Consider the following 13,760-nt stretch of genomic DNA (forward strand, 5'->3'; position numbering starts at 1 on the left):
GTTTACAGCTCACCAGTGCACGGTGACCGGATCGCCGACCCCGACGGTTTCGTAGTACCAGGCGGCATCGTCGGGAGCCAGGTTGATGCAGCCGTGGCTGACATTGGCATAGCCCTGCGAATCCACCGACCATGGTGCGGAGTGCACGAAAACGCCACCCCACGTGAGGCGTTCGGCGTATTCACCATTGATGACGTACCCCTCGGGCGAGCTCAGCGGAATTCCGATGGTGCGTGAATCGAAGACGACCGAACGGAACTTTTCCAGCACCGGGAAGGTGCCGGTCGGTGTCTCCCAGCCCGGCTTGCCCATGGATGCGGGCATCGATCGCGCGACCGCACCACCGATGCTCACGGTGAAGGTATGCGCCGACATATCGGCGTCACCCACTACGCCCGCATTGGTGCGGAACTCTGTGCGCGCGTTACCGACCTGCACCGAGATCGGTACCCGAGCGGGCAGGAAACTCGTTGGTGTCCAGGTCAATTCACGATCACCGGCCCAGGAGATGGTGCCCGGCAGCTGGTCGGTGGCCCGGATATCGACCAGCCGTTCGGCGCGGGCGCGGTTGGCGACCGGGTTGGCGAATCGAATCGTCACGGGTGCCGCGATGCCGACTTCCTGGCCCGCGGATGGGGTAATCGCGGCGACCGCATCGACGATGGGTTTCAGAATCGTGGTGGCAATTGCTGCTCCGGACCCGAATGCCGCCAAGGCGACGACGGTGGTCGCGAGGAACAGATATCTGAGTGCACTCCGCATGGTCCACCCCTTCACGCTGGTGTGGGACGCAGAAATCCATTCTAGGACTTCATGATCAACCCGACGTACCGGTTCTGTAACGGCCGTCCAAGTCCGCGGCTTTTCGGATGGGTGCGACATACCCGGCATAAAGTGGAACAAACGATCCGACCGTTCGGTTGAATTCAGCCGCGTACGGCGTGCAATACGTCGGTGTGCAATGCGTCCGCGCGGGCGGTGATCTCGTCGATGCGGATCAGCACCGATGCGAACTTGGCGGCCTGTTCGGCACTGAGCGAACCGACATTGATTTCGATATTGAGCTGCGAACTGGTGGCCGCCGCCCGCGCCGCATCGGCGGCGGCGCCGATATCGGTGACCACGTTGGGGTTGCCGATCGGCAGCAGTTCGGTGGCGAGGGAGAGCACCTCATCGGCCTCGTCGACGACCGCGGCGGGCACCCGGGCCGCCTCGAGCAGCGCGGCGGCAATCGCATCGGTGCGCGCGGCGGCCTGCTCCGGAGAACCCTTCGGCAATTTGTAGGCATGGCCGACGGCGGTGAATGCCGCGGCGTCGGCATCGGCGAGGGCCAGCGCGCGCTCGCGAGCCGCATCGGCCGCCTCGATGATCCGGTCGATGACCGGCCGGTGCTCGGCATCCTTGGCCCGGGTGGTGTAGCGCGCGACCATCGCGACCAACGCGGCGCCCTGGGCGGCGTGCAGCGCGGCGACAGCGCCACCACCTGGTGCGGGCACCTTCGCGGCCAGGTCGTTCAGGTACTGCGCGAGAGTGGCCTCAGCAAAGGCGGGCTGCGACACGGCGGGTGGCCTTTCGTTTCCTGTGACGACAGTGGTGAACTACGGCGAATACGCTACCGCTCGCGCCGGAGTAGCCGGTGCGCGGCCGGTGTGTAGCTGCGGTTATGTTGAGTGCTATGCGGATCGGATTGAGCATCAACTACTCGGGCGGCTTCAAAGAGGCGGCCGCCGAGGTGGCCGACCTGGAAAAGGCCGGACTCGACATCGTGTTCGTGCCGGAGGCCTACTCGTTCGACGCGGTGAGCGCGCTCGGGTATCTGGCGGCCAAGACCACCCGGCTGCAGTTGGCCTCGGGCATCCTGCAGATCTACACCCGCACCCCGAGCCTGACCGCGATGACCGCCGCCGGCCTGGACTTCGTCTCCGACGGCCGGTACATACTCGGCCTCGGCGCATCGGGCCCGCAGGTGATCGAGGGCTTCCACGGCGTCCCCTATGACGCGCCCATCGGACGCACCAGGGAACTGGTGGAGATCTGCCGCAAAGTGTGGCGCCGGGAGCGGCTGGAGTACCAGGGCAAGTACTACCAGATCCCGCTGCCCGCCGATCGGGGCACCGGCCTCGGTAAGCCGCTCAAGTTGATCAATCATCCGGTGCGCGAACGCATTCCGGTGCTGCTTGCCGCGCTCGGCCCGAAGAATGTGGAGCTGGCCGCAGAGATCGCCGAGGGCTGGCAGCCGATCTTCTTCATACCGGAGAAGGCCAAGGAGATCTGGGGCGAAGCACTGGATGCCGGTCTGGCCAAGCGTGATCCGCTCCTCGGCGAGCTGGACGTCTACGCCGGGCCCGCACTGGCCATCGGCGAGAATGTCACGCCGCTACTGGAATTCGTGAAACCGCATCTGGCGCTCTACATCGGCGGCATGGGCGCCAAGGGCAAAAATTTCTATCACACGCTAGCTACCAAGTACGGGTACGGAGCCGAGGCGGACCGGATCCAGGAGCTGTACCTGGCGGGCAAGAAGGAAGAGGCCGCCAAGGTGGTCCCGGACGATCTGGTTCGCGATATCTCGCTGGTCGGTCCGGCCGGATTCGTGCGGGAGCGGGTCGCCGCATTCCGCGAGGCGGGTGTCACGGTGCTGAATGTGGTGCCGATGGCGGCGACCCCGGCTGAGCGGGTCAAGCTGATCGAGCAACTTCGCGACCTCTGTGTCTAATTGTGTTCGCGGCCCCTGGTGTGCGGTGGCTCGCATTCGCTCGTCCAAACGCAGGAGACTGATGACGGACTTCGTCCGGCAGCGCTCGATGGACGCGGCCGAGTGGTCGAGACTCGCGCCTTCGGCGCATGCGTTTCGACCACTCGGCCGCGAACGTCGCTCGTAAGACTCGCTCCGTGCCGGTCGAGTAGCCATTCAGGTAAAGATTCGGCCGGAACGCGGCCGAGTCGGTCTACCGGAGTGCGGCCAGCGCCTCGGCCAGGGTGGAGTGCAGTGCGAACACCTGATCGAGACTCGTCATCTTGAGTTGCCGGCTGGTGGCTGGACCGTCCGCGACGATCATGATGGTCGTCGCGTCGCCGGCGCGCTGATGCGCGGCGACCAGGGTTGCCATGCCCGCCGAGGCGAGGAAGCTGACACCGGTCAGGTCGATGATCAGGACCGCCGGTTTACCGGCGAGGATGGCCTCGATGCTGTTCTCCAGTGCTGGCGCGGTCGCCAGATCGACCTCGCCGGAAACTGTGAGCACAGTCGCGCCCTCGTGTGCATCGACTGTGGTGGTCATCGTGTCCGCCAAGGGATAAGCGTCTCCGGAGTTGTTTGTCACATCATCACAATCTGCCATGAACCTGCCCTTCGCGCTGCATTCCTCATCCAGAAACCTGGCGGTTCGTGCCACGAAGCGGGTTCGCTACTGGGGATTTGATCGCGGGCAACGTTACCGACATGCGGACGCGGGTGCCCAGCCCGCTGTGGTCTATCTCCAATTCCTCCGTCAATGCCCGCATCATGTCGACGCCACGTCCGCGCGGCCCCGGATCGGCGGAGCGTGGTTTCCACGTTCCGGTGTCGGCGACCAATATGACGACCCTTTGGGTGTCACATTCGGCGGTCAATTCGACGAGTCCAGGATCGGCGGTGGCCGCCGCGGGGCTGGTGGCCCGGCCGAGCGGTTCGGTCGCTGAGCTGACCGCGCGGCCGACCGGCCCACCGCCGTTGCGGTAGGCGTGTTCGATGCTGTTGCTACAGGCCTCGTTCGCCGCGGCGATGAGGTCGGAGGCCAGATCGTGCGGTATCGCGGCGGCGGCGAGCCACGCCTTGAGTTGCTTGCGCATGGCCGAAAGCCGATCCGGATTGGCCGGAATCTCGAGCCGCAGCGGTGCCGGAGGTTGCCGGTAAACGACCATGGCAACGTCATCATCGTAGCCTGCGGCCGGACGCAGTCTGGACAGCACGGCATCGGCGACCTCGCGCGGCAGCTTGCCCGCGGTATCGGCCAGCACCGCGGAGATCTTGGCGAAACTGTCGTCGATGTCGACACCACGCTGTTCGACCAAGCCGTCGGTGAACAGCACCAGCGTCGAACCCGGCGTGAGCGCCGTGGTGGCCTCGGGACGCCGCGGTGTATCGAAGGTGGCCAGCGGCACCGCGCGCCCGCCCTCGAGTAGTCGGCCCGGCTTACCGACATCGGCCAGAATCGGCGGCATATGTCCGGCGCTGCTGTAGCGGACCAGTCCGCGCACCGGATCGAGGACGGCGGCGCAGACGGTCGTGCACATCGCGCCGGGAATCCGGCTCGCGACGGTATCGAGTTCCGCGAGCAGCTGTGCCGGCCCAGCGCCGCGCAGCAGGAGAGCCCGGGCGGCCGTGCGCAATTGGCCCATCACGACAGCCGCGGACAGACCACGCCCGACACAGTCGCCGACCACGACGCCGATGGTGCCGTCGCGCAGCGGCACCACGTCGTACCAGTCGCCGCCGATCTCCAGCGGCGGCAGTGCGGGCTCGTAGTGCACCGAGAATCGCGGCGGCAGTTCGATCGGACCCAGCATGGCCCGTTGCAGTGTCAGCGAGGTCGAGCGCGCCTGATCGAAGTTGCGCGCCCGCTGCACCGCCAGACTCAGATGTCCGATGAGCAGCGAGAACAATGTCCAATCGGCGGCGCTGACGGCACGTGGTGCGGCGAAGCGCAGCCACAGCGCCGCATCACCTGTTTCACCGAGCGGGGCGACGATGCCCTCGGAGCTTTCGGTGCCCTCGGGAATCGCGAACAGGCTGCGCGCCGGTCGACGCCGGGCCCGATCCAGTAGCGCCGCGGCACGGGCGTTGACCACCGAACCTTCCGGAACACCCTCGGCCCCCGAGATATATGTCTCCGGACCGGTATTGCGGTTGGGCCACACCATGACCACCGCGGTTTCCGCACCGACGGTGCGTCGCAGTTCGTCCAGCCCGACGGCGAGCACCTCGACGACACTGGTGGCCGCGCCGACCGCGGTGGCCAGTCGCGACGCCGCCTGATCGCGGGCCTGCGCATCGTGTTCGGCGGTGACATCGCGGATGGTGCCGACGAAGATCTGCTCGTACTTTTCCGGTTCGACCATCGCACTGGTACTCACCGCGAGCCAGACCGTGCGGCCGTCGCGATGTTTGACCGGAATCACGAAACGCTGTGCCTCGCTACCTAGATCGGGATAGCGTGGGCCTTCCGGCATCGACCATGGATGCGGCAGCCGGAACGGAAGTTCCGATGCGCCGTAGCCGGTCAGTGCGCCGAAGGCGGAGTTGACCTCGATGATGGTGCCGCGCGCGTCGGCGACGAAGAAGCCGTCCTGCAGCGACTCCACCAGGGCGGTGCGGAAGGCGTCGCGCCCCGCGAGATCGTCGATGCGCGAACGCTGTTGTTCGGCGCGTCGGGTGCCATCGATATAGCCGCGGGTGGCGATGTCGAGTGCGGCGAGCGTCTGCAGCAGGAATTCCAGTGCGGTCTCGGCGTGTTTGGCGGATTCATCAGCGTCCGCAGTGTCCGATTCGGTGGCTTGTACTACGCGATAATGGTTTTCGGTGAGATCGAGCAGGCTGATGCCCTCGACGAGGGCACGGCGGCCGAGTTCGTAACCCTCCCCGAGACCGGCCTGCGAGGGTGAGTTCAGATGCCGCCGTAGCGCATCCGCGTAGGCGTCGAGAAATGCGGCCAGTGCCGCGCTCATGTCTCCGCCTCGCTGGCGCTCGGCTCTGCCATGACCGCGATGGCGGCTGTGTTTTTTGTTCGCTCGCTCCGCTCGCTCATGTCTCCGCCTCGCTGGCGCTCGGCTCTGCCATGACCGCGATGGCGGCTGTGTTTTTTGTTCGCTCGCTCATGCGCTGTCCGCCGTTCACGCTGATGCCTCCAGTACGCCGCCCCGATGGCGGGCCGCAAGCACCAATGCGTCGTCGGTGTCTTTGGCATGCCTGGCCAGGATTTCGGCGGTGATCTGCGCGGTGGATTTGGACGGATCGATGCCGTTGTCGGCGGATTCGGTGACGATGCCGTCGGTCGACATCAGCAGCAGGTCGCCCGGCCGCACCGGAACGGTCTGCACCTGTAGGTTCTGGGGTAGCCGATAGCCGACGATGCCACCGGTCATCAGTACCGTCGCGCGCATGGCGAGCCCCACCGGACCCGCACTCAGAATCCGGCAATCGACATTGCCGACGCCGAGCCAGTGCACCGTATCGGATGCGCCGAACAGTGCCAAAGACACTGCCGCGCCTCGGGTGTCGGTCATGGCCCGATGACACAGCACCATCAGGACGTCCAGCGGTTCGGCGCGGTTCTCCGAGAGCACCTGCGCTGCGCGATCGGCGGCGTCCGCGGCCGCCGCCCCGTGGCCGAGTCCGTCGAGGACCGCGAAGAGCACCGCGCCACCGCCCGCGTCGAGCACCACGCCGCGATCACCGGAAACCCGCTGACCGGGCAGGGCACGGCCGGCCACCGCCCATTCGATCCGGCCGATGATCCCGTCCTCATGCACCGTTGGGTACCCACTTCCACATCTCCACCAACGTGCCGCGTCCGGGTGGGGATTCGACGGTGAGCCGATCCATCAGCCGGCGCGCGCCGGGCAGGCCGAGTCCGAGACCGCGGCCGGTGGAGAACCCGTCGTCGAGTGCGCGGGCGATATCGCGGATACCGGGCCCCTGATCCTCGGCCTGGACGACCAGCGCCTGGCGACCCTCCCGGTCATCGACCAGCAAACGTATTTCACCACTGCCCGCGTAACTGGTTATGTTGCGGGCGATCTCGGAGATGGCCGTCGAGATCATGGTCATATCTGTCAGAGAAAAACCGAGCTTGGCCGCCAGCTCACGTCCGGCTTGACGTGCGATCACGATGTCACCCGACACCTTGATCGCGATCACCAAGTTCTCAGCGGCCACTGTCACGACCATCTCGCTGGCGGCGGGCCGGAGTCTTGCGGTTCAGCCACGCCAAGCCCTCTTCCAGGTCGAGGGCGGTGTGCATGCCTTCGAAGGTGAGGCCCAGCTGCACCATGGCGAACGCGACTTCGGGCTGTAATCCGACGATGACCGTTTCGGCACCGCGGAGCTGCGTCATGTGCGCGATGGTACGCAGCGATCTGGCCGCGAACGAATCCATCACATCGATCGCGGTGACGTCCACGATGATCCCGTGTGCCCGGTATCTGCTGACCTGTTTCATCAGGTCGTCCTGGAGACGCTCGGTATCCGCGTCGGTCAAGGCTGACTGGACCGACGCGATCAGATAGGTACCTTGTTTGAGGATCGGAACCGGCATAGTTGGGCCCGATCAGCGCCCATCGCGCTCGGTGAGCATGCGATCCGTGACGCGCGTCACCTCATAGCCGAGTAGGCGTTCGGCCTCTTCGATACCCCCCTGGAGATCGCCGACCGCATTCATCTTGGACAGGTCGAGGCCGATGGTCACCAGGGTGAGGGCGATCTCGGAGGACAGGCCGGTGATGATCACATTGGCGCCCATCAGGCCGGATGCGTCGACGGTCTGCACCAGGTGGTTGGCCACTGTGGAGTCGATCTCGGGCACACCGGTGATATCGATGACGACCACCTTCGCGCGATTGGCGCGGATGGCGCGCAGTAGCTGTTCGGTCAGCTGACGGGCGCGCTGCGAGTCGAGTACACCGATGATCGGCAGGATGAGCAGCTGCTCACGCACCTGCAGCACCGGGGTGGACAGCTCGCGAATGGCTTCCTGCTGCTGGCGGATGACACGCTCGCGCTCCTGCACGAACGAGATGGCCACGGTGCTCGCGATGCGATTCGCGGCGGGCTCGTACGCGTCCAATACAGCGTTGAGCAACTCGAAATCGGCCTGGTATTTCTCGAACAGCGAGCGGGCCAGCACATCTCGCAGGAGCAGCACGATGCCGAGGACCTCGTCGGTATCGACGCCTCTCGGAATAATGCGCTCGGACAGATCGCGCGCATAGGCCTGCAGCGCCTCGACGCTACCGGTCACGAGCACCTCGACGTAATTGTCGTACATGGAGGTCGCCTCGGAGAAGATTTCCTCCGGGGTCATGGCGGTCAGCAGTTGGGCATCGGTAATGCGCCGGGCCCACTCTTCACGCAGCGCGGTCCGGTTCTGCCGCAGGTGTTCGACCAGCTGCGGAAGCAGGTTGTCGACTGGTCCTACGGGCAGGGAATCCGCCGAAAGGTTCATGGACACCTCGGACATGGAAATTCCAGCCCCTTTCGACGGGATTGTCGGGATAGTCGTGCATTCGGCTGCGCGCCGATACCGAGCCTAGTCATACCCCATCCCGCGCGCCGGTGAAACCTGCCGTTAGCTCGATGGTAGATCCGGCTCCTCGTTCGGTGGCGCGAATCCACGTGCCAGGGCCGCGAGCGCTTCGTCGAGGTAGACCGTGAGGTCGGCGTCGGCGCGGGCGAGCCAGGCATCGAAGGCGGCGCGCGCGGCGGCCAGGGTGGTGCGGCCGACAGCCATCGCGAGCAGGCTGTCTTCCGGTACACCGAGCCGGCGTGCGGCGAAGGCGCTCACGGCTCGCTCCCAGGCGTCGTAGTGCGCGCCCGCGGTGGCGGCGAGTGCCGGAATGCCGCCGACGAGTTGCATGCGAATGCGCAGTTCGGGCACGTCTTCGGCGCGATATCGGTTGGCATTCACCACGACTCGGCGCACGGCGGTCATCATCGGGACCTCGTCGGGCACGGTGGCGAAAGCGGCGCGCAGCGCCTCGACCTCCGCGTCGAACTGGTACCAGAGCACCTCCGCCTTGGTGGGGAAGTAGCGGAAGAAGGTGCGGCCGCTGATGCCCGCGGCTGCGGCGATCTGTTCGACGGTGGTTTCGTCGAAGCCCTGTTCGGTGAACAGTCGCATGGCGATCAGTTCGAGTTCGCGCTTGGTTGTGCCGCGTGGACGGCCCCGCACCTTGGCATCTGTCACGACTGTTGATTATGACGTCGATCGCCGGATCTTGATTATGTCAGTGACTGACGATAATCTCGCGGCATGCTGGAAAGTGTCGCGAAACACACCGCGGCCGCACGACTGACCTGGCCGGAGGCCGGATCGCGAGCGGCTGCGGGCGCGATTCTCGCCGTGCCGGTCGGCGCGACCGAACAGCACGGACCACATCTGCCGCTGTCCACCGACACCGATATCGCGTTGGCATTGTGCACGCGGCTGGCCGAGGCACGCTCGGATGTGCTCGTGGCACCGGCGATCGCCTATGGGGCCAGCGGTGAGCACGCGGGTTTCGCGGGCACACTGTCGATCGGACAGGCGGCGCTGGAGTTGCTGATCGTGGAGTTGTGCCGTTCGGCCACCGACACCTTCGACCGCATCGTGCTCGTCAACGGGCACGGCGGCAATCTCGATCCGCTGCACAGGGCGGAGGCGTTGCTGCGCACCGAATCCCGGGACGTGCGGGTGTACATGCCGCGCTATCCAGGCGATCCGCATGCGGGCCGCGCCGAGACCTCGATGCAGTTGGCGCTGCGCCCGGATACGGTGCGGACCGAACGCGCCGTCGCCGGTGATCCGAGGCCGCTCGCCGAGATTCTGCCCCTGCTGCGCGCCGGTGGCGTGCGCGCGGTGAGCGCCAACGGGGTCCTCGGCGACCCCACGGGCGCGAATGCCGACGAGGGCGCCGCGCTGCTCACCCAACTGGCCACTGACCTGAATGAACAGATCCGGCTGTGGTGGCCGGTGGCGTCCCCGAAAGGATCCCTCTTGTGAACCCCTGGTTCGAAACCGTTGCCGAGGCACAGCGGCGGGCAAAGAAACGACTGCCGAAGTCGGTGTACGGCGCACTGATCGCCGGATCCGAGCGCGGCCAGACCATCGACGAAAATCAGCAGGCCTTCACCGAACTCGGCTTCGCACCGCATTGCGCGGGTCCGATCGGTGATCGTGACCAGTCGACGACCCTACTGGGACAGCAGCTTTCGATGCCTGTGCTGATCTCGCCGACCGGTGTGCAGGCGGTGCATCCGGATGGTGAAGTGGCCGTGGCGCGTGCGGCGGCGGCGCGCGGGATCGCGATGGGGCTCAGTTCGTTCGCGAGCAAGCCCATCGAGGAGGTCATCGCGGCGAATCCGGCGACATTTTTCCAGCTGTACTGGTGCGGTTCGAAAGATGACATCCTGCAACGGATGTCGCGTGCCAAGGCGTCGGGCGCGGTCGGTCTGATCCTGACCCTGGACTGGTCCTTCTCGCACGGGCGCGACTGGGGCAGCCCGGTGATCCCGGAGAAGCTGGATTTCAAGACCATGCTGAAATTCGCGCCGCAGACCCTGGCGCGGCCGCGCTGGCTCGCGACTTATGTTCGCTCCGGTCACATTCCGGATCTCACCGCGCCGAACATGGCCGTCGGCGACGGTCCGGCGCCCGGCTTCTTCGGCGCCTACGGAGAGTGGATGGGGACTCCCGCGCCGGATTGGGCGGATGTGGCGTGGATCTGCGAACAGTGGGACGGACCGGTCATGCTCAAGGGGGTAATGCGCGTCGACGATGCGCTGCGAGCGGTCGATGCCGGCGTCGCGGCGATTTCGGTCTCCAATCACGGCGGGAACAATCTGGACGGCACGCCTGCCGCGATTCGGGCGTTGCCTGTGGTGGCCGATGCGGTCGGGTCGCAGCTCGAGGTGGTGCTCGATGGTGGCATCCGGCGCGGTAGCGATGTGGTGAAGGCGGTGGCGCTCGGCGCTCGCGCGGTCATGATCGGGCGGGCCTACCTGTGGGGCCTCGCCGCGAACGGGCAGGCCGGTGTCGAGAATGTGCTCGACATCCTGCGTGGCGGTATTGATTCGGCGCTGCTGGGACTGCGCAAGACCAGTGTCGGTGATCTCGATCGGGGCGATCTGGTGGTGCCGGACGGGTTCGAACGGGCATTGGGGGTGCCGGATCCGGTCGTGCAGTCGGCTTGACCTGGCGGACTATTCGGGAGCTGCAACCCTTCGATGATGGGCGAGCAGCGTGTCGTAGATATCGGCGAGGGCGGCCAATTGCTGGCGATCGAGCACGTCGACCATATGTCTGCGCACGCTCTGCAGATGGGCGGGTGCGGCCGTGGTCAGCACGTCGGTGCCGCGCGGGGTGAGCCGCGCGGCGGTGCGGCGGGCGTCGTCCGGGATCGGTTCCCTGGCGACCAGCGCGCGCTTCTCCATGCGGGTGATCTGATGGGACAGCCTGCTCTGCGACCATTCGAGTTTGGCGGCGAGATCGGCGAAGGTGAGTCGGTGATCGGGTGCGTCGGCTAGGTAGGCAAGCACCGAGTATTCGACGTAGGTGAGGTTCGACTCGCGGGATGAGTCGCGCCCGACCGCGGCGGCGATGAGGTCCCTGGTGCGCACATATCCCACCCATGCGCGCATTTCGATGTCATCGAGCCAGTGGGAATCGGTCATGAGAGCGCTCCAAACTCTGACATGTCATTGAATTGTCCCGTCGTGTGATGTCGCACGACAACTGCCAGATCTGAGAGGTAGCACCCGCGGGGTTGAACGTGCAACCTTTTGCTGGGATGCATCGAGTGAGGGTTGCCTAAGCAATGGTCGGACTCTTATCACTGGATACGCTCCTTGTGCTCGTGACCAGCCTGCCGAAGACCTGCCCAAGGCCCCGGCTGGGCGTCAGCCCTGAGACCGAATAAGGAGTGCGTCCGTGACCGCGCCGGATTTCCGCTATTCAGATCTGCTGCCGATCGGCGCCGACGACACCCCGTACCGGTTGATCACCACTGAGGGCGTCAGCACCTTCGAACACAACGGCCGCACCTTCCTGCAGGTCGAACCCGAGGCATTGCGGCTACTGACCGCCGAGGCGATGCACGACATCAGTCACTATCTGCGGCCCGCGCATCTGTCGCAGCTGCGCCGGATCATCGATGATCCCGAGGCCAGTGGTAACGACCGCTTCGTCGCACTGGACCTGCTCAAGAACGTCAACATTTCCGCGGGCGGCATCCTGCCGATGTGTCAGGACACCGGCACCGCGATCGTGATGGGCAAGAAGTCCGAGGGTGTGCTTACCGGTGCCGACGATGCCGAATGGATCAGCCGTGGCGTATTCGACGCCTACACCAAGCTGAATCTGCGCTACTCCCAGCTCGCGCCGATCACCATGTGGGACGAGAAGAACACCGGCACCAATCTGCCCGCGCAGATCGAGTTGTACTCCACGCCGGGCGATCCCGCGCATCCGTCCTACAAGTTCCTGTTCATGGCCAAGGGTGGCGGTTCGGCGAACAAGTCGTTCCTGTACCAGGAGACCAAGGCCGTACTGAATCCCGCGCGCATGCTGGAGTTCCTGGACGAGAAGATCCGCTCGCTCGGCACCGCCGCCTGCCCGCCGTACCATCTCGCGGTCGTAATCGGCGGTACCAGTGCGGAATTCGCGCTGAAGACGGCGAAATACGCCTCCGCACACTATCTGGACACCCTGCCCACCGAGGGTTCGCTCGCGGCACATGCCTTCCGGGATCTGGAGCTGGAGGAAGAGGTTTTCAAGCTCACCCAGTCCTTCGGTATCGGCGCGCAGTTCGGCGGTAAGTACTTCTGCCACGACGTGCGCGTGGTGCGCCTGCCCCGGCACGGTGCGAGCTGCCCGGTCGCCATCGCGGTGTCCTGTTCGGCCGACCGGCAGGCGCTGGCCAAGATCACACCCGAGGGCGTGTTCCTGGAGCAGCTCGAGCGCGAGCCCGCGCACTACCTGCCGGAGCAGACCGACTCGATCCTCGGCGGCGATGTGGTGAAGATCGACCTGAACCGGCCGATGTCGGAGATCCGCGCCGAACTGTCGAAATACCCGGTGAAGACCCGGCTTTCGCTGACCGGTCCGCTGGTGGTCGCCCGCGACATCGCGCACGCCAAGATCAAGGAACGCCTCGACGCAGGCGAGCCGATGCCGGAATACCTGCGCGAGATGGCCGTCTACTACGCCGGCCCGGCGAAGACGCCCGAGGGCTACGCCTCCGGTTCGTTCGGTCCGACCACCGCGGGCCGGATGGACTCCTACGTCGATCAGTTTCAGGCCGCGGGCGGGTCATTCGTCATGCTGGCCAAGGGGAATCGCTCGGCCCAGGTGACCAAGGCGTGTAAGGAACACGGCGGTTTCTATCTCGGTTCCATCGGCGGGCCCGCGGCGCGACTGGCGCTGGACTGCATCAAATCCGTTGAAGTTCTGGAGTACCCGGAGCTGGGTATGGAGGCGGTCTGGAAGATCGAGGTCGAAGATTTTCCGGCATTCATTGTCGTGGACGATAAGGGCAACGATTTCTTCGCGGAAACGCAGAAGCCGATCGCGTTGCGAGTGCGCACCCGTTCGAAAGAACGCGTCTGAGCAGTTTTCGAACCCGGCGTTCGGCCGCTGGCTAGTGCCGGTGGGGCGCTCGAAATGGTCAGTCATCAGGGCACATGTCCGGACACCGGAATGCCACCCCGTTCGCGAGGTGGCACTGCCGCCGGAGCGACGCACTCCCGCGGCATCGAGTTCGCCATCGCCTACGCGCGGGTGCGCGTTCCGGAGATCGTCGAGCACATCGACTGCAATCGTGAAGCGGCCGAAGCGATCCGCGGTATCCACTCCGTACGCCCCTGACATCTAGCCGATCGGCATCAAATATAGCGGATGGCTATCACGCACAGTTGTTACTTGTGTGCGATCGCCACCCGTTCTGCGTCAGCGGCTACGGTGTCGCGGCGGAATGGTCTGCGGTGCAATGGGTTGCGTTTTCTCGGGGGTTGCTGTGGATTGTTGATC

At 65.5% G+C, this 13,760-nt stretch carries 15 protein-coding genes; 5 read left to right on the plus strand and 10 right to left on the minus strand.

Annotated features, from left to right (window positions below; genetic code table 11):
- Positions 1-9: 9 nt before the first annotated feature.
- Together AB0L63_RS05305 and AB0L63_RS05310 are read right to left on the minus strand one after the other, a co-directional pair.
- Positions 10-762 (minus strand): L,D-transpeptidase, encoded by a 753-nt coding sequence (locus AB0L63_RS05305; protein ID WP_364494884.1) that lies wholly within the window; start codon positions 760-762, stop codon positions 10-12.
- Between the two features lie 164 nt (positions 763-926).
- Positions 927-1,559 (minus strand): cyclodeaminase/cyclohydrolase family protein, encoded by a 633-nt coding sequence (locus tag AB0L63_RS05310; protein WP_364494887.1) that lies wholly within the window; start codon positions 1,557-1,559, stop codon positions 927-929.
- A 116-nt stretch (positions 1,560-1,675) separates the two neighbouring features.
- Here AB0L63_RS05310 and AB0L63_RS05315 point away from each other — a divergent pair, with 116 nt between their 5' ends.
- Positions 1,676-2,716: an LLM class F420-dependent oxidoreductase gene (locus AB0L63_RS05315; protein WP_364494890.1), complete on the plus strand. Its 1,041-nt coding sequence runs from the start codon at positions 1,676-1,678 to the stop codon at positions 2,714-2,716.
- A gap of 232 nt (positions 2,717-2,948) precedes the next feature.
- On the opposite strand, the gene AB0L63_RS05320 is transcribed toward AB0L63_RS05315, so the two are convergent.
- From AB0L63_RS05320 to mftR, 7 genes are all read right to left on the minus strand, one after another.
- The gene (locus tag AB0L63_RS05320; RefSeq protein WP_364494893.1) at positions 2,949-3,281 is read right to left on the minus strand and encodes an STAS domain-containing protein; all 333 of its coding nucleotides are present in this window, start codon (positions 3,279-3,281) and stop codon (positions 2,949-2,951) included.
- An 85-nt stretch (positions 3,282-3,366) separates the two neighbouring features.
- On the minus strand, positions 3,367-5,706 hold the full coding sequence (locus tag AB0L63_RS05325) for a SpoIIE family protein phosphatase (protein ID WP_364494896.1): 2,340 nt from the start codon (positions 5,704-5,706) through the stop codon (positions 3,367-3,369).
- Positions 5,707-5,871: 165 nt separating this feature from the next.
- On the minus strand, positions 5,872-6,510 hold the full coding sequence (locus AB0L63_RS05330; RefSeq protein ID WP_364494898.1) for a SpoIIE family protein phosphatase: 639 nt from the start codon (positions 6,508-6,510) through the stop codon (positions 5,872-5,874).
- Positions 6,503-6,928, minus strand: a complete 426-nt coding sequence (locus tag AB0L63_RS05335; RefSeq protein WP_364494901.1) for an ATP-binding protein — start codon at positions 6,926-6,928, stop codon at positions 6,503-6,505. Before AB0L63_RS05335 ends, AB0L63_RS05330 begins: the two co-directional genes overlap by 8 nt.
- Positions 6,906-7,295: an STAS domain-containing protein gene (locus tag AB0L63_RS05340; RefSeq protein ID WP_357475560.1), complete on the minus strand. Its 390-nt coding sequence runs from the start codon at positions 7,293-7,295 to the stop codon at positions 6,906-6,908. Before AB0L63_RS05340 ends, AB0L63_RS05335 begins: the two co-directional genes overlap by 23 nt.
- Positions 7,296-7,307: 12 nt before the next feature.
- Positions 7,308-8,216 carry an STAS domain-containing protein gene (locus tag AB0L63_RS05345; RefSeq protein ID WP_364494904.1) on the minus strand — a complete coding sequence of 303 codons (909 nt, stop codon included), beginning with the start codon at positions 8,214-8,216 and terminating at the stop codon, positions 7,308-7,310.
- 108 nt (positions 8,217-8,324) lie between these two features.
- On the minus strand, positions 8,325-8,942 hold the full coding sequence (gene mftR / locus AB0L63_RS05350) for a mycofactocin system transcriptional regulator (RefSeq protein WP_364494907.1): 618 nt from the start codon (positions 8,940-8,942) through the stop codon (positions 8,325-8,327).
- 66 nt (positions 8,943-9,008) lie between these two features.
- Between mftR and mftE the strand changes: the two genes are divergently transcribed.
- Positions 9,009-9,737: a mycofactocin biosynthesis peptidyl-dipeptidase MftE gene (mftE, locus tag AB0L63_RS05355; RefSeq protein WP_364494910.1), complete on the plus strand. Its 729-nt coding sequence runs from the start codon at positions 9,009-9,011 to the stop codon at positions 9,735-9,737.
- Complete coding sequence (gene mftD / locus AB0L63_RS05360) at positions 9,734-10,927, plus strand: pre-mycofactocin synthase MftD (protein WP_364494913.1); 1,194 nt, start codon at positions 9,734-9,736, stop codon at positions 10,925-10,927. The genes mftE and mftD overlap by 4 nt, the downstream gene beginning before the upstream one ends.
- Before the next feature lie 9 nt (positions 10,928-10,936).
- Here mftD and AB0L63_RS05365 read toward each other — a convergent pair whose 3' ends face one another.
- A complete protein-coding gene (locus tag AB0L63_RS05365; RefSeq protein ID WP_364494916.1) occupies positions 10,937-11,407 on the minus strand; it encodes a MarR family winged helix-turn-helix transcriptional regulator in 471 nt (156 codons plus the stop codon).
- A gap of 256 nt (positions 11,408-11,663) precedes the next feature.
- Between AB0L63_RS05365 and AB0L63_RS05370 the strand changes: the two genes are divergently transcribed.
- Positions 11,664-13,340, plus strand: coding sequence for a fumarate hydratase (locus AB0L63_RS05370; RefSeq protein ID WP_364494919.1), 1,677 nt, complete (start codon positions 11,664-11,666; stop codon positions 13,338-13,340).
- A gap of 54 nt (positions 13,341-13,394) precedes the next feature.
- Positions 13,395-13,598 (plus strand): hypothetical protein, encoded by a 204-nt coding sequence (locus AB0L63_RS05375; protein WP_364494921.1) that lies wholly within the window; start codon positions 13,395-13,397, stop codon positions 13,596-13,598.
- Positions 13,599-13,760: the final 162 nt, after the last annotated feature.

This window comes from Nocardia sp. NPDC051990 (assembly GCF_040680755.1).
Taxonomy (GTDB): Bacteria; Actinomycetota; Actinomycetes; order Mycobacteriales; family Mycobacteriaceae; genus Nocardia.